Genomic DNA, 21,732 nt, shown 5'->3' with positions numbered 1-21,732 from the left:
GCGTGCAGCCGCGAGGGAGGATTCGAGCCGACGCGAAGTGCCTCCCTGCCTTCGGGGCCACGAGGGGGGGCTGGTGGGCCGGCGACCACGCCGCATACGCGCGTGCCGCACCCCGTGGGCCCGGCCTGATCCGGACATGCCTGAGGCCCCGGCCCCGGCCCCGCGCGACGGGCGCGCGGGGCCGGGGCCGAGAGGCGGGGCGGGCCGGGGCCCGGAGCCGGGGCCCGGAGCCGGGGCCTCAGGCTGCTGTCACGCCTCGCGGGAGCCCGCGTACATGTCGTCGATCAGGTCCTTGTACTCGCGCTCGACGACCGGCCGCTTCAGCTTGAGGCTGGGCGTGACCTCGCCGTGCTCGATGTCGAGGTCACGCGGGAGCAGCCGGAACTGCTTGATGGTCTGCCAGCGCTGCAGTCCCTCGTTGAGGCGCTTGACGTAACCGTCGATGAGCTCGACGGTCCGGGGGGACGCCACGACGTCCGCGTACGACTTGCCCTCCATGCCGTTCTCCGCGGCCCAGCCGAGGATGGTCGGCTCGTCGAGGGCGATGAGCGCGGTGCAGAAGTTACGGTCCGCGCCGTGCACCAGGATGTTGGAGACGAACGGGCAGACCGCCTTGAACTGGCCCTCGACCTCGGCCGGCGCGATGTACTTCCCGCCCGACGTCTTGATCAGGTCCTTCTTGCGGTCGGTGATCCGCAGATAGCCGTCCACGGACAGTTCGCCGATGTCGCCGGTGTGGAACCAGCCGTCGGCCTCCAGCACCTCGGCCGTCTTGTCCGGCAGCCCCTGGTAGCCCTGCATCAGGCCGGGGCCGCGCAGGAGGATCTCGCCGTCTTCGGCGATGCGGACCTCGGTGCCGGGGAGCGGCTTGCCGACGGTGCCGGTGCGGTAGGCCTCGCCCGGGTTGACGAAGGAGGCCGCGCTCGACTCGGTGAGACCGTAGCCCTCCAGGATGTGGATGCCGGCGCCGGCGAAGAAGAAGCCGATGTCGGGGGCGAGCGCGGCGGAGCCGGAAACACAGGCGCGGAGCCTGCCGCCGAACGCCTCGCGGATCTTCGCGAAGACGAGAGTGTCGGCGACCTTGTGCTTGGCGCCGAGCCCGAAGGGCACGGAGGCGGTGCCGGTGCGCCGGAAGTTGTCCTGGGAGACCTTCGCGTACTCGCGGGCGACCCCGGCCGCCCAGAGGAAGATCTTGTACTTGGCCCCGCCACCGGCACGGGCCTTGGCCGCGACGCCGTTGTAGACCTTCTCGAAGATCCGGGGGACGGCAGCCATGTAGGTCGGCTGGACGATCGGCAGGTTCTCGATGATCTTGTCGACCCGGCCGTCGACGGCGGTGACGTGCCCGACCTCGATCTGTCCGGAGGTGAGCACCTTGCCGAAGACGTGTGCGAGCGGCAGCCAGAGGTACTGGACGTCGTCCTTGGTGATCAGCCCGGTGGAAACGGTGGCCTTGGCCATGTACGACCAGTTGTCGTGCGGCAGCCGTACGCCCTTGGGACGGCCGGTGGTGCCCGAGGTGTAGATGAGGGTCGCGAGCTGCTCGGGCGTGATCGCGTCGACCCGGTCGGTGACCGCGGCCGGGTTCTTGGCCAGGTGCTCGGCACCCATGGCCTCCAGTGCGGCCAGCGAGAGCACCCAGCCCTCGGGATCACCCTCGGCCGGTCCGGCACCCTCGGCGTCGATGACGACGACGTGCGCGAGGTTCGGCAGCTCGGCCCGGCGCTCGCGGGCCTTCGCCAGCTGCACGGCGTCCTCGGCGATCAGCACCCGGCTCTCGGAGTCGGAAAGGATGAACGCCGACTCCTCGGCGTTCGTCGAGGGATAGATCGTGGTGGTCGCGGCACCGGCGCACATGACCCCGAGGTCGGCCAGGATCCACTCGACCCGGGTGCTCGCGGCGAGCGCGACGCGCTCCTCCGGCTGCACGCCCAGGGCGATCAGCCCCGCCGCCACGGCGTGGACCCGCTCGGCGGCCTGCGCCCAGCTGAGCGACCTCCACTCGTCGGGACCCTGGCCGCTGGCCGCGGGGACGGGATAGCGGTAGGCCTCCCCGTCCGGGGTGGCCGCCACCCGGTCGATGAAGAGGGTCGCCACGGAGGGCGGACGGTTCTCGATCATGGTCTGTGTGTCGCTCACGACATCCTCCGGGCCTGCGGCAGTGCTTCACGACGGGCTGCTGGTTGGGGTGTGCTCTCCGCTTACGTCTGCATGCTTCACGATGCTTGTTTAACTGGCGAGTAACTACGAAGCCGTGATCAGAGTAAAGCGCCCGCGCCCCCCGCGTAAGAGGCAACGGGACCCCGCTTCATAACGAACGGGCCCCCGCGGCGCAGCGTTCTGCGATGCGGGGGCCCGTTCGTCTACCGGCCGGTAGGAGCGAGGGGCGCGACTACGCGCCGGCCCCGCCCCACACCTCCGTACTACTTCTTGGCCTTGGTCTCCCCGGCGGACTCGTCGGTCGACAGCACGGAGATGAACGCGTCCTGCGGCACCTCCACGTTGCCGACCATCTTCATCCGCTTCTTGCCTTCCTTCTGCTTCTCCAGCAGCTTCCGCTTACGGGAGATGTCACCGCCGTAGCACTTGGCGAGGACGTCCTTGCGGATGGCGCGGACGGTCTCACGGGCGATGACCCGGGAGCCGATGGCCGCCTGGATCGGCACCTCGAAGTTCTGCCGCGGGATGAGCTTCTGCAGCTTGGCCACGAGCCGCACGCCGTAGGCGTACGCCTTGTCCTTGTGCGTGACCGCGGAGAACGCGTCGACCTTGTCGCCGTGCAGCAGGATGTCGACCTTGACGAGCTGGGCGGACTGCTCGCCGGTGGGCTCGTAGTCGAGGGAGGCGTAACCCCGCGTCTTGGACTTCAGCTGGTCGAAGAAGTCGAAGACGATCTCGGCGAGCGGCAGGGTGTAGCGGATCTCGACACGGTCCTCGGAGAGGTAGTCCATGCCGAGGAGCGTGCCGCGCCGCTGCTGGCAGAGCTCCATGATGGCGCCGATGAACTCGCTGGGCGCGAGGACCGTGGCCCGGACGACCGGCTCGTGCACCTTGTCGATCTTGCCCTCGGGGAATTCACTCGGGTTGGTGACGGTGTGCTCGGTGCCGTCCTCCATCTCGACGCGGTAGACCACGTTGGGCGCGGTGGCGATGAGGTCGAGACCGAACTCGCGCTCCAGCCGCTCGCGGACCACGTCGAGGTGGAGCAGGCCGAGGAAACCGACGCGGAAACCGAAGCCGAGCGCGGCGGAGGTCTCCGGCTCGTACACCAGGGCCGCGTCGTTGAGCTGGAGCTTGTCCAGCGCCTCGCGCAGGTCCGGGTAGTCCGATCCGTCCAGCGGGTAGAGACCCGAGAACACCATCGGCTTGGGGTCCTTGTAGCCGCCCAGCGCCTCGGTCGCGCCGTTGCTCAGCGAGGTGATCGTGTCACCGACCTTGGACTGCCTGACGTCCTTCACACCGGTGATGATGTAGCCGACCTCACCGACGCCGATGCCGTCGGACGGGGTCATCTCCGGGGAGGAGACACCGATCTCCAGCAGCTCGTGGGTCGCGCCGGTCGACATCATCCGGATGCGCTCGCGCTTGTTCAGCTGGCCGTCGACCACCCGGACGTACGTGACGACTCCGCGATACGCGTCGTAGACGGAGTCGAAGATCATCGCGCGGGCCGGGGCGTCCGCCTTGCCGACGGGTGCGGGGACGTCCCTGACCACCCGGTCGAGCAGCGCGTCCACGCCGACACCGGTCTTCGCCGAGACCTTGAGGACGTCCTCGGGCTGGCAGCCGATGAGGTTGGCCAGCTCCTCGGAGAACTTCTCGGGCTGGGCGGCCGGCAGGTCGATCTTGTTGAGCACCGGGACGATGGTGAGGTCGTTCTCCATCGCCAGGTAGAGGTTGGCCAGCGTCTGGGCCTCGATGCCCTGCGCGGCGTCGACCAGCAGGACCGTGCCCTCACAGGCGGCCAGCGACCGGGAGACCTCGTAGGTGAAGTCGACGTGTCCCGGAGTGTCGATCATGTTGAGGATGTGGGTGCTGCCCTGACCCTCGCCGGTCGTGGGCGCCCAGGGCAGTCGCACCGCCTGGGACTTGATGGTGATGCCGCGCTCGCGCTCGATGTCCATCCGGTCGAGGTACTGAGCGCGCATCTGCCGCACATCGACCACACCGGTCAGCTGGAGCATCCGGTCGGCAAGGGTCGACTTGCCGTGGTCGATGTGCGCGATGATGCAGAAATTGCGGATCAGCGCCGGGTCGGTACGGCTCGGCTCGGGCACGTGGAGAGGAGTCGCGGGCACGCAGGGTCCTGATTCTTGAGACGCCGAACGCCGTGTCTCGGGTCGATGTCGGGTCGGTCGGATCTGTACGTAGCCTCCATCGTCCCACGCCTGCGGGCCGGAGACCGGTTTGGGCCGGTCCGAGTGCGGCTGGTACCGTGGACAGCTGTGCCTCGTGGCTCTCCGGCCGCAAGGACACACATCGAAGATCCAACGAACCTGCAAAGGCTCTTTCGTGGCGAACATCAAGTCCCAGATCAAGCGGAACAAGACGAACGAGAAGGCGCGCCTGCGCAACAAGGCCGTCAAGTCCTCGCTCAAGACCTCGATCCGCAAGGCCCGCGAGGCCGTCGTGGCGGGCGACGTCGAGAAGGCCACCGTGGCCGTTCGCGACGCTTCGCGCGCCCTCGACAAGGCTGTCTCGAAGGGTGTCATCCACAAGAACGCCGCCGCCAACAAGAAGTCGGCGCTGGCCACCAAGGTTGCCACCCTCCAGGGCTGAGCATTCTGATGTGATCGCCGGTACGGATCCAGCGGGCCCTCTCTCCCGCTCCTCACCGGCACCCCGCGCCGCACACCGAACCTGCGTTCGCCACGCGGGTGCGGCGCACCAAGCGCACCTCGAAGGCCCCCGTCGTTCCCCTCCCCAGGGAAGCGACGGGGGCCTTCGTCATGCACCCGCGTGGGGGCTGCGAACGGTACTCGGCCCGGAGAAGCCCACCCGCGATGACGGCGCTCGCCCCGGAGAAGCCCACCCGCGATGACGGCGCTCGGCCCGGAGAAGCCCACCCGCGATGACGGCGCTCGACCCGGAGAAGCCCACCCGGCGGTCGAGGACGCCCCGAACGGCAAGCTCAAGCCCGCCCGGCGGTCGAGGGCCCCCGGTCAGCGGGACGCACCCGCACCCACCGCGGCGCACACCCCCCGAACGGCAAGCTCAAGCCCGTCCGGCGATTGAGGACACCCCGAACGGCGGGACGCACCCGCACCCACCGCGCCGCACACCCCCCGCCGGGTGGCGCCGCTACCGCCCCGCCCGCGCGGCCCGTGCCACCGCGACCACGGCCTTCTCCAGCGCGTACTCCGGGTCGTCCCCGCCACCCTTGACCCCCGCGTCCGCGTCCGCGACCGCCCGGAGCGCCACCGCTACTCCGTCCGGCGTCCATCCCCGCATCTGCTGGCGGACCCGGTCGATCTTCCAGGGCGGCATGCCCAGCTCCCGCGCGAGATCGGCCGGACGGCCGCCGCGCGCCGAGGACAGCTTGCCGATCGCCCGTACGCCCTGCGCGAGTGCGCTGGTGATCAGGACGGGGGCCACACCCGTCGACAGCGACCAGCGCAGCGCCTCCAGGGCCTCTGCCGCCCGTCCCTCCACCGCCCGGTCGGCGACCGTGAAGCTCGACGCTTCCGCGCGCCCCGTGTAGTAGCGCCCGACGACGGCCTCGTCGATCGTGCCCTCCACGTCGGCGACGAGCTGGGACACCGCGCTCGCCAGTTCCCGCAGATCACTGCCGATGGAGTCGACCAGCGCCTGGCAGGCCTCGGGCGTGGCGGAGCGTCCCAGCGTCCGGAACTCGCCTCGCACGAAGGAGAGGCGCTCGGCCGGCTTGGTGGTCTTCGGGCACGCCACCTCTCGCGCTCCGGCCTTGCGGGCCGCGTCGAGCAGCCCCTTCCCCTTGGCACCGCCCGCGTGCAGAAGCATGAGGGTGATCTCCTCGACCGGGTCGTCGAGGTACTTCTTGACGTCCTTGACCGTGTCCGCGGAGAGATCCTGCGCGTTGCGCACGATCACCACCTTGCGCTCGGCGAAGAGCGAGGGGCTCGTCAGCTCGGCGAGTGTGCCCGGCTGGAGCTGGTCGGAGGCGAGGTCCCGGACGTCCGTGTCGGCGTCCGAGGCGCGGGCCGCCGCCACTACCTGCTGCACGGCACGGTCCAGGAGCAGGTCCTCCTGCCCCACGGCGAGCGTGAGGGGGGCGAGCGGGTCGTCGGTGGAATTCCTTCTGGTGGCCATCGCCGTCCAGCATCCCACGGGCCACTGACAGCAGGGCTGCGACCGGGGCACTTCGGCACGTACCCGAGAATGGGCGGGTGAGTGATGCGAGACATGTACTGGTGCTGCCCGACCGCGATGCCGCGGAGGAAGCAGCCGTGGAGCTGGCCGACCGGTTCGGGGTCGCCGAGGAGCCGCAACTCGTACGCGACGCGCTGGCCGGTGAGGACGACGCCGAGGACGCCCAGTGGCTGCTGGTCGTGGAGGACCCCGACCTGCGCCTGGACTCCGCGGCGCTCGATGCGTTCGCCGCGGAGTACGAGGGCTGGCTGGAGGCTCCCTAGCCGGTGGCACGAAGGGCTGTCCCGGGAGCCGCCTCCGCGTTCCCCAGTCGGCGGTACCCGGGGCGGCCCCAGGAACCGAACCGACCCCGGTCAGCTCTTCGGAACGATCTGGATGTCCATGTCGATCGAGATGCTGGAGCCGACCGCGGCGATGCCACGGGCCAGCATCGTCTGCCAGGTGAGGGTGAAGTCCTCGCGGTGCAGCTCGGTGGTGGCGCGGCACGCTGCGCGGGTCTCGCCCTCCAGGCCGTTGCCGAGGCCGAGGTACTGGGTGTCCAGCATCACCGTGCGGCTCACTCCGTGCAGGGTGAGCGCGCCGCTGACGCCCCAGCGGGTGCCGCCCCGGTGGACGAAGCGGTCGCTGTAGAACTCCAGCGTCGGATAGCGGCCGACATCGAGGAAGTCGCCCGAGCGCAGGTGATCGTCGCGCATCTGGACGTTCGTGTCGATCGATGCGGCGTCGATGATCACGTGCATGGCGGAGTTCTCCATACGGTCCGCGATCCGGACGGCGCCGGCGAAGTTGTTGAACCGGCCGTGGATGCGGGCCATGCCGATGTGCCGTGCCGTGAAACCGATCTGAGAGTGCATCGGCTCGATCTCCCACTCGCCCGGCTCGGGCAGTTGCGGAGGCGCGGAGACCTGCAGGGTGACATCGCCCAGTCCCGCGTGAGCGCCCTCGGCGACCGTGGCCGAGCCGTGGAACGGGGTGAACCCCTCCGCCGTGACGGCCACCCGGTACTCGCCCGCCGGCACCGTGGCGAGGACGTTGCCGAACGGGTCCGTCTCCCCACCGAGGACCTTGCGTCCAGCGGCGTCCGTGACGACGAACTCGGCCTGCCGCACCGCCTCGTTGACCGGGTCGAGCACTCGGCAGCTGAGGACACCCGCGGAGTCCGGTACGGCAAGTCCGGCGAGGGCGTTGCCATGTGCGGCACCCGTCGCTCCCTTGTTTCCGAGCCAACGGCCGAACATCTCCACGCACTCCCGGGGGCGGTTTCACCTCGGGCCGGAGAACTGGACGTCGTTGTCGGAACAGCGACCCGCCGACGATCATGTATTCGATCACTCTTGTGGCGTTCGAGGCAAACAGAGCACCTCGCGCGGGCTTGGGCGGAGGTGTTACCGAAGGTCCGAATTGATCGTTCCGTTTGTGTGTGTCACCTGTTGGGGATGCGGACGCCGACCCCTCCCTCGGGGGGAAGCCGGTCGAGGCGCACTCCGAAGTGCTCGCGGTAGGCGGCGAGAACCTCCTCGTCGCTGCCCAGCCGCGTCTCGTGGCGCTCCGTACCCACCGTCGTGAGGAGCCGGCGGACTTTGAGCGTGACCCGCCCGGTGGCGGTGAAACGCGAGCACACCGGCGAGCGGGTGAAGCCGGAGTCGGGTGAGGTCCGGTGGTACCAGGCTCCGCCCCGGAAGTCGGCCAGCGCCCGCGGCCTCGGGTCCAGACGGAACTGGGGTGCGCCGTCCCGCAGCACATCGAGGTCCCCGTAATCGCCGGCAACTCCGTCGGCACCGAGATCTCGGTCGGCGCCGCCCTCGGCGGAGGCCTGCGCGATTCGGAATGTGCCACGCGGATCCTGCTGGTCCGTTCGGTCGCCGAGCAGGAGCGGACGCTCGGCATGATCACCGAAGCCGACATCGGCGAGCCAGGGCCCCGTGCCGTCGTCCGTCTCCACCCGCAGCGCCATGTGGTCGTAGGGGATCGCGAGCCGCCCCCCTTCACCGTGCACCCGCGCCTGGAGCAGCGTGACGCGGAAGCCGAGCGCCCGCAGCAGTATGGCAAAGGCGCCGTTGAGTTCGTAGCAGAACCCGCCGCGGCGGTCAGTGACGATCTTGTCGAGGAGCGCGTGCTCCTCCAGCACGATGTCCTCACCGAGGTGGATCGAGAGGTTCTCGAAAGGGACGGTGGTGAGGTGGCGCAGTTGCAGCTCGCGCAGCGCCGTGGCATCGGGGCGGGCGGGCCGCCTCGCGCCGATGCGCTCCAGGTAGGCGTCGGTGGTCTGCGGCAGTCGGGGGTCCATGAGGGCAGTCTGTCCCGGAGAGCGGCACCGCGGCCAGCACCGATGGTCCTAGGACCGGCGACGGAGGTGCGATGCGGGGCGCGTTCACTAACGTGCGGGGCATGACCCGTCAGGAGCCGGCGCGCAGCCGCGAACAGCGCAGACACGATGTGCTCCATCACTTGGAGAAGGACACGGACGCGTGGGTGTCGACCACCTCGGCCGACGGGGAGCCGACTCTGGTGCCGCTGTCGTTCGTATGGGACCGGGGGACGCTGTTGATGGCCACCCGCCGCACCAATCCGACGGCGGTCAACCTGGCGCCGGCCGGGCAGGCCCGGATCGCGCTGGGGCCCACCCGCGATGTGGTCCTGATCGAAGCGACGGCAGAACTCGTCGAGGGCGCGGATCTTCCCGTGGAGTCGGGTGAGGCCTTCGCCACGAAGCTCGGCTGGGATGTGCGGGGCCGTGGCTCCTGGGTGTACCTGCGTTTCACGCCGTACGCAGTCAGGGCGTGGCGGGAAGCGAACGAGCTGGCCGGTCGCGAACTGATGGCCGACGGCCGGTGGCTGGAGTGAACGCTTCATGACCGGCCCACCGCCCGCAGCCCCGCCCCGGCACCCGTCACCGCGATCGCGCCGTCCCTGTCCGTCCGCAGGACCACCGCTCCCCCGGACCTGAGCGCCTCGACCGTGCGCGCGGCGGGATGCCCGTACGGGTTGTCCCGCCCCACGCTCACCAGCGCGAACCTCGGACGCGCACTGCGTACCAGAGCCGCGTCCTGATGCGCGGAACCATGGTGGGCGACCTTGAGGACATCCACGCGCGGCAGCGTCGGATGGCTTCGCAGCAGGCCCTGCTGGGCTGGGGGTTCGAGGTCGCCGAGGAGGAGCAGCGTGAGCCCGCCGGTTCGTACGAACAGGGTGACGCTGGCGTCGTTCGGCTCCTCCGGCTCGGGACCGGCGGCCGGGCCTGTGGCGGTCGCCGCGTCACCCCGCGGCCACAGCACCTGCCATTCGAGCGTTCCGATCCGGCGCCGCTCACCGGGGACCGCTCGCACCACGGGGATGCCGGCCGCCGCGGCAGTCCTCATGACGAACGCGGCCTGCTCCGGGGGTTCGTCCAGGCTCGTCGTCTGGATCGCTCCCACCCCTCTGCCCCGCAGCACGCCGGTCAGGCCTCGCACGTGGTCGGCGTGGAAGTGGGTGAGCAGCAGCAGCGGGACGCGCGTGATGTCCAGGTCGCGCAGGCAGCGGTCGACGAGCCGGGGATCGGGGCCCGCGTCGACGACCACGCCCGTGCCGGGCCCGGCCGCGAGCACCAGGGCGTCTCCTTGGCCGACGTCACACATCGCGAACGCCCAGCCGGGCGGCGGCCATCCGGTCAGCACCCGCGTCACGGGCACCGGACGGAGCACCGCGACGACGAGCAATAACGCGGCCGCCGAACAGATCCAGGGGTGGCGTCCGATGCGGCGCGCACACAACACGAGCAGCACCGTCAGCGCGGCCAGCAGCAACGCTCCCGGCCGGCCGTCGGGCCAGTCGGCCTCCGCCCCGGGGAGCGCGGCTCCGGTACGGGCCACGGCCGCGATCCACCCCGCCGGCCATCCCGCCACCCGGGCGAGCAGTTCGGCCACCGGCATGGCCACCGGCGCCACGGCCAGCACGGCGAACCCGAGCACTGTGGCGGGCGCCACCGCGAACTCGGCCAGCAGATTGCACGGGATCCCCACCAGACTCACCCGGGAGGCGAGCAGCACCACGACGGGCGAGCACACCGCTTGTGCCGCGGCCGCGGCCGCCAGCGCCTCCGCCAACCGCGGCGGCACCCGGCGTCGTCGCAGGGCTTCGCTCCACCGCGGGGCCAGGGTCAGGAGGGCACCGGTCGCCAGCACCGACAGGACGAAGCCGTAACTGCGCGCCAGCCACGGGTCGTAGAGCACCAGCAGCAGAACGGCGGCCGCCAGCGCCGGAATCAGTGTTCTGCGCCGCCCGGTGCCGATGGCCAGGAGTGTGATCAGACCGCACGCCGCGGCCCTCAGCACACTCGGTTCCGGCCGGCACACGAGCACGAAGGCGAGGGTGAGTCCGCCGCCGAGCAGAGCTGTCCCCCGCAGGGAAATTCCCAACGCGGGTGCCAGGCCACCACGTTCGGCGCGCAGGGCGCGTCCGGGCGGCCCGATGAGCAGGACGAGCAGGATCGCCAGGTTGGCGCCCGATACCGCCATGAGGTGAGTGAGGTCGGTCGCCCGGAACGCCTCCTGCAGTTCCGGTGGGACCCGTGTGGTGTCGCCGACGACCAGTCCGGGCAGCAGTGCCCGCGCATCGGGGCCGAGATCCTTCGTCGCCGCGCGAAGGCCTGCACGTAGTCCACCTGCGGTGCGCTGGAGTTGTGTGGGCTGCCCGATGACGCGGGGCAGGCCCTTTCCCTCGGCACGCAGCACGGCGGTGGCGCGCTCCCCGCTGTGCAGCGGCGGTGCCAGCCGGCCTCTGATGCTGAGCCGCGTGGAGGGGAGCAGTTGCTGCCACCGTTCCGCCACCGCACCGGGGGTGACGATGACCAGCACCGGCGTACGCAACCGGACGACCGCGCCGCCGGGCCTTGCCAATTGGACGATCTCGGCGTCCAGGAGCAGGGAGTCGGGTGCGCTGTGGTTCCCGCGCACCCGGGGAGCCGTGCGGCGGACATCGGAGGTCAGGGTGATCTGCGCGTCGATGCGCGCGAACTGCCCGGCCAGCCCGGGCACGGGCCCCTGCCGCGCATCGGCTCTGTGCAGGCCTGCGGAGGCCGCCCCGGCCGCCGCGCAGAGCAGCACCGCCGCAGCAGCCGTGGTGTGCAGCCTGATGTGCGACCGCCATCGCCCGTCGGCGCCGCTCCCCGTACGGTCCGCCCCTGACGCGAGCGCCGCGCGGAAGGGCGGGAAGCCGGGCAGGGCAAGGAGGACCATGGCTGCGCCGAGACAGAGCACCACCCCCACGGCAACCCAGTGACCGGGCACGTCCAGGGCCGGGGCGGCGCCGGCCCAGGCCGCCAGGGCCGGCGGAACCAGCCGCAGATCGACGGGGCCCTCCTGCCGCGGGTCGGAGACCCCCAGCCGCCGGCCCGACGCCGCGTGGACGTCCTGAGGGTTCACGGTCGCACCAAAGGGCGGAGATCGGCGAACCGGCGGTCACCGATCCCGTTGACCTCGCGGAGCTCGTCGATGGAACGGAACCCTGCGTGCTGGGTGCGGTAGTCGATGATGTGCTGGGCGAGGACGGGCCCGACGCCGGGCAGGGTGTCGAGTTGTTCCACCGTCGCGGTGTTGAGGCTCACCGGCCCGGCGGTGGCGGGGCCGGTCGCCGCTGTGGGGCCGGCGGTGCCTCCTCCCGCACCGCCCGCGGTAGCCGGGCCGGGCGGAGCGCCCACGATGATCTGTTCCCCGTCGATGAGGACCCGGGCCCGGTTGAGGCTGTCGAGGCCCACGCCCGGCCGGGCCCCGCCCGCCGCAGCCAGCGCGTCGGCGACCCTGGCCCCGGACGGCAGCCGGTGGATCCCGGGGCGCCTCACCTTTCCGCTCACGTCCACCACGACGTGCCCGCCCGCCCCGGCGGAGGGTGGGGCCCCGGGCGACGGCTCCGGCGTACCGGCCACCACGCCCGTATTCGCGCCCGTGCCCCGGCTCGCATCCGTCTCCGCCACGGGCGCGTGCACGGCCTCGCCGGCACGCTCCGGGGCACGTACGGACCCGGGGCGCGCGGACCAGAAGTGCATGGCGGCCAACACGGCTGCCGCGACCAGGACGACACCGAGCGCGGCCAGAGTCCTCGGCTCCAGGCCGCATCTGACCTGGAGCCACACCGGAAGCCGCTCGCGCAGCGCAGGAACGGCCCGCCCCCGCCGCCCCGCGGACACCGGTCCCGGTCCCGGCTCCACCGACGGGTCCTGGGCGTCAGCTGCCCGTGGCGCGGGCGGTACCCACGCTGCCCCGGATGCCGACGCGGGTACGGGCGCGGGCGCGCGCATCGCCGCCCGTGGCACACGTGCCCGGGGCTCTGGTGCGCCGGGGGGCGAAGTCCCGGGCGGCGAAGTCCCGGGCGGAGGCGCTCCTGTGGAGGGCGGAACCGGTGCCGAGGAGCGGGAAGCCCCTGTCGACGGAGCGGGAGGAGCCACGCCCGGCCGGGCCACCACCACCGGAGACGGAGACGCGGCGGTCACCCGCGTGCGGGCGGCCGCCAATCCTGCGGGAGGAACCACCCCCGCGCGGACCACCGCCGCCGGAGGCGCAGACGCAGTCGCAGACGCAGACGCAGAAACCATCCCCGTGCGGGCCACCGCCGACGGACGAGAAGCCGTGGTGGAACGGAGCAAATCCGGTGCAGGCAAGGACGGATGCCCAGCCGGCGACGAGCCCGCACCCATCACCGGCCGGGCGACCCGTCCCCCGTATCCGCCCGCCATCAGAGCGTCCGCACGGCTGCGCGAAGCCGCAGCCGGCGCGGTGCGCCCCCGCGCCCGCCGCCTCCCCGGCCCGGAGCCCGCCCCTCCCCCGGCAGGACCGTCCGAGGACGGAGGACGGCCCGGCCCGCCGGCGGGTCCGGACCTGTCGGGCCCGGACCCGGCGAAACGACCGATGACACGGACACGTCCGCCGCGTCCGTCATCTGCGCCGCGGAGCCAACGATTGGTTGCACGATGTGATCGGGAAGCCATGCCACAGGACGCTAGGCGCTTCCACCGGATCCCGCCGAGCACGCCGAATTCCGGTGGAAAACCTGCCCTTTGTGGATAACTCGGCCACTCCGCAGAGTGACGTCAACGAGGCGAGATCACCGCTCCCAGCAGCCCTGGGCCGGTGTGCGCGCCGATCACCGCACCCACCTCGCTGACATGCAGGTCGACCAAGCCCGGAACCCGTTCGCGCAGTCGCTCGGCCAGACGCTCGGCGCGCTCCGAGGCCGCGAGGTGATGCACAGCGATGTCCACCCGACCGCTGCCCGCCCGATCGGCGACGATCTCCTCCAGCCGAGCGATGGCCTTCGAGGCCGTCCGCACCTTCTCCAGCAGTTCGATCCGGCCGCCGTCCAGCTGAAGGAGCGGTTTCACGGCGAGGGCCGAACCGAACAGGGCCTGCGCGGCGCCGATCCGGCCGCCTCGGCGCAGATAGTCCAGGGTGTCGACGTAGAAATAGGCCGACGTGCCCGCCGCCCGCTTCTCGGCGGCGGCCACCGCGTCGTCCTGACTGCCGCCCGCCTCGGCCGTCTCCGCCGCGGCCAGGGCGCAGAATCCGAGGGCCATGGCGACCATCCCGGTGTCCACGACGCGCACCGGCACCGGGGCGTCCTTCGCGGCGAGGAGAGCGGCGTCGTACGTGCCGGAGAACTCCGCCGACAGGTGGAGGGAGACGATGGCGCTCGCGCCCCCGTCGGCAGCCGCGCGGTAGGCAGCGGCGAAGACCTCGGGGCTGGGCCGTGAAGTGGTCACGGAACGCCGCTTCTGCAAGGCCAGCGCGAGGGAGCGGGCGGAGATCTCGGTGCCCTCCTCCAGCGCCTGATCACCGAGAACGACGGTGAGCGGCACTGCGGTGATGCCATGCCGTTCCATCGCCTGGGGCGGCAGGTAGGCCGTGGAATCGGTGACGATCGCGACATGGCGGGACATGAGCGGGAGGTTACCTGCCGGGGAGGGGGCTCGGCAGTCCGACCCCGACCGAATGATCAGTTCCGGTCGCTTCGGGCCTCATCTCACCATCCCCGTTCATCTGCGGTCCGGCCCCCGTCGGCCGTCCCTCCAGCCACGGGCCGGTCCGCCGTCGGCCATCCCCCCAGCGTCGGTCCGGTCCGCCGTCGGCCCGCTCCCCCAGCCGCGGGCCGGCAAGATCCGGTACCCGGGCGCCTTCAGTTCGTGGTCTCCGGCCGTGCCGTCTTCTGCCAGGGATACTCCGTCCCCAGCCTGGGGTCCGGAGCTGTGATGGCCTGCGGATGGTCCTGGCCGGCCGCCGTCCTCGGGTGCCCCCCGGGCTGCTCCGGGCCTCCAGCCGGGCCCGCACCGGGCTGCTCCTGGGGGCGGTCCGCCGGACGCTCCGCGACCGGCTCCTCCGTGGTCCAGTGCCGCAGCGCCCCGGCCTCCACGTCGATCTGCACGTTCAGCGCGGCCAGGTCGTCGTCGGCGAACTGCCTGGCCCGGTCCCGGGCCGCCCACCGCAGGGAGTCCGCGGCGCGCGTGATCCGTTCGGTGCGCTCCTTCAGGCCCGGCAGGAGCGAGGCGACCGTCGTTCTGTCGGGCTCGCGCTCCAGCCGCTTCAGGTCCTCGTCCAGCTCGCGCCCGTGCACGCCGAGGCGCTCGAACAGGCCCAGCGACTCCGAGAGGGACGCGTCCTCGACCGCGCCGGACCGCAGCGCCTCCTGGGTGGCCCGCATCGAGGTGCGCAGTGAGAGCCTTAGCTGCGCCAGCTCGCCGCCGACGCCCACCTGCCCGTAGCTCTTGGCCCGCAGCGTGGTGTCCTCCACGGTGCGGCGGGCCTGGGTGATCGTGCGGTCCACGCCGCGCTTGGCCGCGCCGACGACCTTGACGGCCGCATAGACGCCCAGGGCCATGAACACGACGACGAGCAGCCCCAGGATCAGGATCACGGCTTCCATGAGTGCCCCTCGGATGGTGTGACGGCTGACGGCACGGTTTCACCCGCCCCTCCACCGTAAACGGAACGGGCAGGCGGAGGGTTCCATCGGAACCCCCAACCTGCCCGTAGGGGAAAGCCCTCACGAGCCCTCGCAGGCCGCTTTGGCTGCTCAGGCCCCCCGGACCCCACCCATCACACCGTCACACGACGGCCACCGGCCATCTGCCGACGGCCGTTGACCGCTGACCACCGGCTAGGCCGGAACGATGTTCACCAGCTTCGGCGCCCGGACGATCACCTTGCGGATGCCCGCCCCGTCCAGTGCCGCGACGACTGCCGGGTCCGCCAGGGCCAGGGCCTCCAGCTCCGCGTCGGTGATCGACGGGGAGATCTCCAGGCGCGCCCTGACCTTGCCCTTGATCTGGACGACGCAGGTCACGGTCTCGTCCACCACGTACGCCGGGTCGGCGACCGGGAAGTCCTGGTGCACGACCGACCGGGTGTGACCCAGCCGGCGCCACAGCTCCTCGGCGATGTGTGGCGCCAGCGGCGCCACCAGCAGCACCAGCGCCTCGGCGACGGAACGCGGCAGCGGGCCGCCGGCCTTGGTCAGGTGGTTGTTCAGCTCGGTGACCTTGGCGATGGCCGTGTTGAAGCGCATCCCGGCCATGTCCCCGCCGACACCGTCGATCGCCTTGTGCAGCGCGCGCAGCGTGTCCTCGGCCGGCTCGATGTCGACGACGGTGACCTCGCCGCTCTCCTCGTCGACGATGTTGCGCCACAGCCGCTGCAGCAGCCGGTACTGGCCGACGACCGCGCGCGTGTCCCAGGGGCGCGACACGTCCAGGGGGCCCATCGCCATCTCGTACAGGCGCAGCGTGTCCGCGCCGTACTCGCCGCAGATCTCGTCGGGCGTCACGGCGTTCTTCAGGGACTTGCCCATCTTGCCCAGGACGCGGGAGACCTTCTCGCCCTCGTAGTAGTACGCCCCGTCGCGCTCCTCGACCTCGGCTGCCGGGACCGCGATGCCGCGGCTGTCCCGGTAGACGAACGCCTGGATCATGCCCTGGTTGTACAGCTTGTGGAAGGGCTCGGCGGAGGAGACGTGGCCCAGGTCGTGCAGCACCTTGGACCAGAAGCGCGCGTACAGCAGGTGCAGTACGGCGTGCTCGGCACCGCCCACGTACAGGTCGACGCCACCGGTCGGCTGCCCCTCGCGCGGGCCCATCCAGTACTGCTCGATCGCCGGGTCGACCAGCTTGTCGGCGTTGTTCGGGTCCAGGTAGCGCAGCTCGTACCAGCAGGAACCGGCCCAGTTGGGCATGGTGTTGGTCTCGCGCCGGTACTTCTTCGGCCCGTCGCCCAGGTCCAGCGTGACGTTGACCCAGTCGGCGTTGCGCGACAGCGGGGTCTCCGGCTGGGTGTCGGCGTCGTCCGGGTCGAAGGTGCGCGGCGAGTAGTCGTCGACCTCCGGCAGTTCCAGGGGCAGCATCGACTCGGGCAGCGGGTGAGCGATGCCCTCCTCGTCGTACACGATGGGGAAGGGCTCGCCCCAGTAGCGCTGGCGGCTGAACAGCCAGTCGCGCAGCCGGAAGTTGACGGTGCCCTCGCCGACACCGTGCTCCTTCAGCCAGTCGGTGATGCGGGCCTTCGCGTCGACGACGCCCAGGCCGTCCAGCGAGATCTCGTCGTTCGCGGAGTTGACCAGCTTGGCTTCGTACGAGGCGAAGGCGTTTTCCCACGTCGAGGGATCCGTGCCGCGGTCGTCCGACGGCTCGACGACACAGCGCATCGGCAGCTCGAAGGCGCGCGCGAAGGCGAAGTCGCGCACGTCGTGAGCCGGTACGGCCATGATCGCGCCGGTGCCGTAGCCCATCAGCACGTAGTCGGCGATGAAGACGGGGACCTGCTCGCCGCTGACCGGGTTGGTCGCGTACGCGCCGGTGAAGACACCCGTCTTGTCCTTGGCCTCGGCCTGCCGCTCCACGTCGGACTTGGCCGCGGCCTGCTTGCGGTACGCGGTGACGGCCTCGGCAGGGGTGGCGTGTCCGCCGGTCCAGACCGGGTGGGTGCCGTCCGGCCAGGCGGCGGGGATGATCCGCTCGACCAGTTCGTGCTCCGGCGCCAGCACCATGTAGGTGGCGCCGAACAGGGTGTCCTGGCGGGTGGTGAAGACGGTGATGCTGCCGGCGCCGTCGACGGGGAAGTCGACACGCGCGCCTTCGGAGCGGCCGATCCAGTTGCGCTGCTGCAGCTTGATGGCCTCGGGCCAGTCCAGGCCGTCCAGGTCGTTCAGCAGCCGGTCGGCGTAGGCCGTGATGCGCATGTTCCACTGGCGCAGCTTGGCCTTGAAGACGGGGAAGTTGCCACGCTCGGACCGGCCGTCGGCAGTGACCTCCTCGTTGGCCAGGACGGTGCCCAGACCCGGCGACCAGTTGACGGGCGCGTCGGAGGCGTAGGCCAGCCGGTGGTCGCTCAGGACGTCGGCGCGCTCGGCAGCGCTCAGCGCACTCCACTCGCGGCCGTCGGGGGTCGCGCGCTCACCGGACTCGAACTGGGCGACCAGCTCGGTGATGGGCCGGGCCCGGTCCGCCTCGGTGTCGTACCAGGAGTTGAAGATCTGCAGGAAGATCCACTGGGTCCACTTGTAGTACTCGGACTCGATCGTGGCGAACGAGCGGCGCTTGTCGTGGCCCAGCCCCAGCCGGCGCAGCTGCGCCGTCATGTTCTCGATGTTGGCCTCGGTCGAGATCCGCGGGTGCGTGCCGGTCTGGACGGCGTACTGCTCCGCGGGCAGGCCGAAGGCGTCGAAGCCCAGGGTGTGCAGGACGTTGTGGCCGGTCATCCGCTGATGACGGGCGAAGACGTCGGTGGCGATGTAGCCCAGCGGGTGGCCCACATGCAGGCCCGCACCCGAGGGGTACGGGAACATGTCCATGATGAACTTCTTCGGCTTGGCGGCCAGCTCGGGGTCGCCCGCCAGGTCGCCGGTCGGATTCGGCGCCTCGTACGTCCCCTCGGCGTCCCAGAAGTCCTGCCAGCGTGCCTCGATGTCGGCGGCCATCGCTGCCGTATAGCGGTGCGGCGCAGCAACGTCGGCTGCGGAATTCGTCTCGCTCATGATCCTCAAAGCTCCATCGATCGTCATCTGCCGGGCGCCCACGTCTACGGACACGCGTCTGCGGAAACGAAAAATCCCCTCGCACAGGAGGGGACGCCGCGCCGATGCCGACCAGGCATTCTCACCGGTCGGGACTGATCAGCGCGGCTCACTAAGCAGAAGGCGTACGGCACGCATGGCGTCAGGGTACCGCACAGGCCCGGTCCCCCTCCGGGGCCGCCGATCCGTGGACACCACGGGCGGCGAATCGTGCGGCAGAACGTCCGGGAAGCGGGGGTTACTCCGCGTAATGCCCTCTATCGGGGCAACCATCCAAACCTCGTACCGGCCGGTATGGAGCGACTTAGCATGCGGCAACGGGACCGCTTTGCCGAGCCATTCGGAGTCGCCCCCCATGAACCCTCATCGCAAGATCCGCTCATCGGCCGCCCCACTCCAGGGGCCGAGCCGTCACGCGCAGGGCGGACTTACCGTCGCTGTGCTGGTACTCCTGCCGCTGCTCGCCGTGGCGGGCAGCGACGGAGTGCGCACCACGCTCGACTTCACGACCGGCGTCCTCTCGCTCGTCTCGCTCACCGCCGCGGTGGGCTGGGGCCTGCTCGCGACCGACCGGCTGTTCCTCTCCTCGCGTCAGCGGCTGATCGGTCAGGCCGTCCACCGGACCGCCGCGGCCGCCTCGCTGGGCTTCCTGTTGCTGCATGTCACGGTGAAGGTCTCGCTGGGGCATGTGGCGCTGCTCGGCGCCGTCATACCTTTCGGCCTCGGCGTCAGCGGTACGGCGGGGCTGATCGGCTTCGGCGCGCTGGCCGGGCTGCTGATGGTGGTGGCCGCCGCGACGGGCGCGCTGCGCAGCGCCTTCGCCACGCCCAGCAAGGTCGCAGGGCGCTGGCGGGCACTGCACGCGTTGTCCTACCCGGCCTGGTGCTCCGCGCTGGTACACGGCCTGTACGCGGGCCGGCCGCCCGCTGTCTGGGTCGTCGTGATGTACAGCCTGTGTCTGGTCGCCGTGGCGGCCGTGCTGTGCCTGCGCATGCTGCCGCCGCCGGTGAAGCGGCGGATCGCCGGGCTGATCACCGCTGTGATCAAGCCGGATGCCCTGCCCGCCGAACCGGATCCGGTGATCCGCGAGGCGCCCCTGCCCGGTGCGGACACCACGGCCCTGCCGGGGGCGTACGGGACGGACGACGGCGGCGCCGGCCGGGCCCGTCGCGGCAGTCAGGTGCGGGGCACCCCGCTGCCCTCGTCCTTCGAGCAGCCGAGGGCCACACTCCCAGCTCCCGCCCCGCCGCTGTACGAGGCCCCGCCCCGGAGCTCCGACCGCCTCACGGGCCCGCTCCCGCGCACGCCCGGCGGCCTCACGGGGCCCGGGCCGGGGATCGCCGCCGGGTACCGCGCGGTCTCGCCGTCCGCCGCGGGGCGGGAGCCCTCCGGGCGCTGGCCGACGCCGTCACCCGCTCCGCCGGCCCGGGCGCTGCGCACGCCGCCCGCGCCCGAAGGGGCGGCCCGCTCCCCGTACACCGCGTACGAGCCCCCCGCACCGTCCTTCGAACCCGCACCGACGCCCGCCGCCCCCTACGTCCCCGTCCAGGAACCTCCGTACGCCGCCGGAGCAGCGACCGCTCCGCTGCCCGCCGTCGGCGACACCGCACCGCTCCCGGGGCCGTTCTACCCGCCCCCGGCCGGAGAACCCTGGACCGCACCCGCAGGAGACCGACCGTGAACATCCCCCTCCCCGACGTCCCCGAAGTCCGCGTTGTCGGCCTCCCTCAACTGACCAGCGGTTTCGACCTGGTGGAGCGGCTCGACCTCGGCATGCACCTGAAGGTGCACGGACCGCTGGAGCCGATGACCGGCGAACGCCTGGCGGAACTCGCCGAGTCGATCTCGCTGAACGGCCGCGGCGGTGCCGGATTCCCCTTCGGCAGAAAGCTGCGGGCCGTCGCCAAGGCGTCGATCCGGCGGGGGGTGCGGCCGGTCGTCGTGATCAACGGCAGTGAGGGCGAGCCCGCCTGCCGCAAGGACACAGTGCTGCTGAACCGCGCACCGCACCTCATCCTGGACGGCGCTCTGCTGGCCGCCGAGGCGCTCGGCGCCCGCACCCTGATCGTCGCCGTCACCCGTAACTCCACGGAGATCTCGGTGCGCTCCGCCCTGGCCGAGCGGGGCCTGTCCGACCGGCGCGGGCAGCCGCTGCGGGCCCGGGTGGTGCGGACGCCGGAGCGGATGGTCTCGGGGGAGGCCTCGGCCGTCATCCGGGCCGCGTCCGGTGGTCCCGCCCTGCCGCCGGGGCGCCGCGAACGGGCCGCCGAGTCGGGGGTCGGCGGCGCCCCGACCCTGCTGTCGAACGCGGAGACGTACGCACAACTGGCTGTCGCCGCACGCATAGGCGCCCGCCGCTACGGGAACACCGGGCTGCCCGACGAGCCCGGAACGGTGCTGCTCACCCTCTCCGGAGCGGTCGCGCGTCCGATGGTCATCGAGGTGCCCACGGGTGTGCCGCTGCGGTACGTGCTCCAGCTGGCCGGTGCGCCCCCGCTGCCTCAGGGCGTGCTGACGGGCGGCTATCACGGCAACTGGATCAGCGCGAACGCCACGCATGACGCCGTCGTCTCCCGGGAGTCGCTGGCCGCGGCGGGAGGTGCGCTGGGAGCGGGCGCGATCCTGCCGATCGGGCCGGAGACCTGTCCGCTGGGCGAATCCCTGCGTGTGGCGAACTGGCTGGCCGCCGAGACCGCGGGCCAGTGCGGCCCGTGCAAGCTGGGGCTGCCGGCCGCCGCGGGCGGGCTCTCCGACGTACTGAACGGGGGCGGGCCGGCCTCACTGGAGGCGCTGCGTGAAGTGACCCTGGCCGTCAAGGGCAGGGGGGCCTGCAAGCACCCGGACGGTTCGGCGCGATTCCTGTCCTCCACGCTCTCCGCGTTCACCGACGACCTGGCCGCGCACGTGCTGGACGGCGGCTGCGGCCGCGAGACGCTCGGCGTCCTCCCTCTCCCCGCACCTGGTTACCAGGACGTGGAGGAGTCCATTCCGAGCGGTGAGAAGCTCGCCGTGGACTGGACGCTCTGCCGGGGCCACGGCCTGTGCGCGGACATCGTCCCGGAGCTGATCAGGCTCGGCCCCGACGGATATCCGGCACTCGCGGACGCCGCCGTTCCCATGCACCTGCGGGGACGCGCACAGCGTGCCGTACGCCGGTGTCCCGCCCTGGCGCTACGGATCGAGCAGCAGGCTCCCGAGCGGCCGGCCCTGCCTCCGGGCACCGGCCGCAAAGCCCTGGGCAGCGGCCGGAGTTGACCCGCGGACAGGTACTCGTCGACCGACGCGAACTGCCCGGTCACGCCGATCCTGGCGCGCACCGCGGCTCCCTGCGTGGTCACGTCGTACCCGGCGACC

Annotated in this window: 15 protein-coding genes; 5 read left to right on the top strand and 10 right to left on the bottom strand. The window is 71.7% G+C overall.

What is annotated here, in order from left to right:
- Positions 1–249: 249 nt before the first annotated feature.
- Positions 250–2,139 carry an AMP-binding protein gene (locus ABZ434_RS06650; protein WP_359132625.1) on the bottom strand — a complete coding sequence of 630 codons (1,890 nt, stop codon included), beginning with the start codon at positions 2,137–2,139 and terminating at the stop codon, positions 250–252.
- 284 nt (positions 2,140–2,423) lie between these two features.
- Entirely contained in the window at positions 2,424–4,298 is a 1,875-nt protein-coding gene (lepA, locus tag ABZ434_RS06645) for a translation elongation factor 4 (protein ID WP_359132624.1), read from the bottom strand.
- 214 nt (positions 4,299–4,512) lie between these two features.
- On the opposite strand from lepA, the gene rpsT reads away from it, so the two are divergent.
- Entirely contained in the window at positions 4,513–4,779 is a 267-nt protein-coding gene (rpsT, locus tag ABZ434_RS06640) for a 30S ribosomal protein S20 (RefSeq protein ID WP_136325190.1), read from the top strand.
- Between the two features lie 522 nt (positions 4,780–5,301).
- On the opposite strand, the gene holA is transcribed toward rpsT, so the two are convergent.
- Positions 5,302–6,288, bottom strand: coding sequence for a DNA polymerase III subunit delta (gene holA, locus ABZ434_RS06635; protein WP_359132623.1), 987 nt, complete (start codon positions 6,286–6,288; stop codon positions 5,302–5,304).
- A 77-nt stretch (positions 6,289–6,365) separates the two neighbouring features.
- Here holA and ABZ434_RS06630 point away from each other — a divergent pair, with 77 nt between their 5' ends.
- The gene (locus ABZ434_RS06630) at positions 6,366–6,611 is read left to right on the top strand and encodes a hypothetical protein (protein WP_359132622.1); all 246 of its coding nucleotides are present in this window, start codon (positions 6,366–6,368) and stop codon (positions 6,609–6,611) included.
- Between the two features lie 90 nt (positions 6,612–6,701).
- Here ABZ434_RS06630 and ABZ434_RS06625 read toward each other — a convergent pair whose 3' ends face one another.
- Both ABZ434_RS06625 and ABZ434_RS06620 read right to left on the bottom strand, forming a co-directional pair.
- On the bottom strand, positions 6,702–7,586 hold the full coding sequence (locus ABZ434_RS06625) for a YceI family protein (RefSeq protein WP_359132621.1): 885 nt from the start codon (positions 7,584–7,586) through the stop codon (positions 6,702–6,704).
- A gap of 185 nt (positions 7,587–7,771) precedes the next feature.
- Positions 7,772–8,635: an arylamine N-acetyltransferase gene (locus ABZ434_RS06620; protein WP_359132619.1), complete on the bottom strand. Its 864-nt coding sequence runs from the start codon at positions 8,633–8,635 to the stop codon at positions 7,772–7,774.
- 101 nt (positions 8,636–8,736) lie between these two features.
- Between ABZ434_RS06620 and ABZ434_RS06615 the strand changes: the two genes are divergently transcribed.
- Positions 8,737–9,192 (top strand): pyridoxamine 5'-phosphate oxidase family protein, encoded by a 456-nt coding sequence (locus ABZ434_RS06615; protein ID WP_359132617.1) that lies wholly within the window; start codon positions 8,737–8,739, stop codon positions 9,190–9,192.
- Positions 9,193–9,197: 5 nt separating this feature from the next.
- Here ABZ434_RS06615 and ABZ434_RS06610 read toward each other — a convergent pair whose 3' ends face one another.
- The 5 genes from ABZ434_RS06610 to leuS form a co-directional block, all read right to left on the bottom strand.
- On the bottom strand, positions 9,198–11,750 hold the full coding sequence (locus ABZ434_RS06610) for a ComEC/Rec2 family competence protein (protein WP_359132615.1): 2,553 nt from the start codon (positions 11,748–11,750) through the stop codon (positions 9,198–9,200).
- Positions 11,747–12,622: a ComEA family DNA-binding protein gene (locus ABZ434_RS06605; RefSeq protein ID WP_359132613.1), complete on the bottom strand. Its 876-nt coding sequence runs from the start codon at positions 12,620–12,622 to the stop codon at positions 11,747–11,749. The genes ABZ434_RS06610 and ABZ434_RS06605 overlap by 4 nt, the downstream gene beginning before the upstream one ends.
- Before the next feature lie 789 nt (positions 12,623–13,411).
- Complete coding sequence (locus tag ABZ434_RS06600) at positions 13,412–14,257, bottom strand: DegV family protein (RefSeq protein ID WP_359132611.1); 846 nt, start codon at positions 14,255–14,257, stop codon at positions 13,412–13,414.
- Between the two features lie 236 nt (positions 14,258–14,493).
- Positions 14,494–15,237 carry a hypothetical protein gene (locus ABZ434_RS06595; protein ID WP_359132609.1) on the bottom strand — a complete coding sequence of 248 codons (744 nt, stop codon included), beginning with the start codon at positions 15,235–15,237 and terminating at the stop codon, positions 14,494–14,496.
- A 234-nt stretch (positions 15,238–15,471) separates the two neighbouring features.
- Positions 15,472–18,339, bottom strand: coding sequence for a leucine--tRNA ligase (gene leuS / locus ABZ434_RS06590; RefSeq protein WP_359132607.1), 2,868 nt, complete (start codon positions 18,337–18,339; stop codon positions 15,472–15,474).
- Positions 18,340–18,733: 394 nt separating this feature from the next.
- Here leuS and ABZ434_RS06585 point away from each other — a divergent pair, with 394 nt between their 5' ends.
- Together ABZ434_RS06585 and ABZ434_RS06580 are read left to right on the top strand one after the other, a co-directional pair.
- Positions 18,734–20,059 carry a hypothetical protein gene (locus ABZ434_RS06585; RefSeq protein WP_359132605.1) on the top strand — a complete coding sequence of 442 codons (1,326 nt, stop codon included), beginning with the start codon at positions 18,734–18,736 and terminating at the stop codon, positions 20,057–20,059.
- Positions 20,056–21,633, top strand: a complete 1,578-nt coding sequence (locus ABZ434_RS06580) for an NADH-ubiquinone oxidoreductase-F iron-sulfur binding region domain-containing protein (RefSeq protein ID WP_359132603.1) — start codon at positions 20,056–20,058, stop codon at positions 21,631–21,633. Before ABZ434_RS06585 ends, ABZ434_RS06580 begins: the two co-directional genes overlap by 4 nt.
- Positions 21,634–21,732: the final 99 nt, after the last annotated feature.

Source organism: Streptomyces sp. NPDC005761, from assembly GCF_040630635.1.
Classification (GTDB): domain Bacteria; phylum Actinomycetota; class Actinomycetes; order Streptomycetales; family Streptomycetaceae; genus Streptomyces.
The sequence above is the reverse complement of the archived record's forward strand: the minus strand, read 5'-3'. Positions and strand labels throughout refer to the sequence as shown.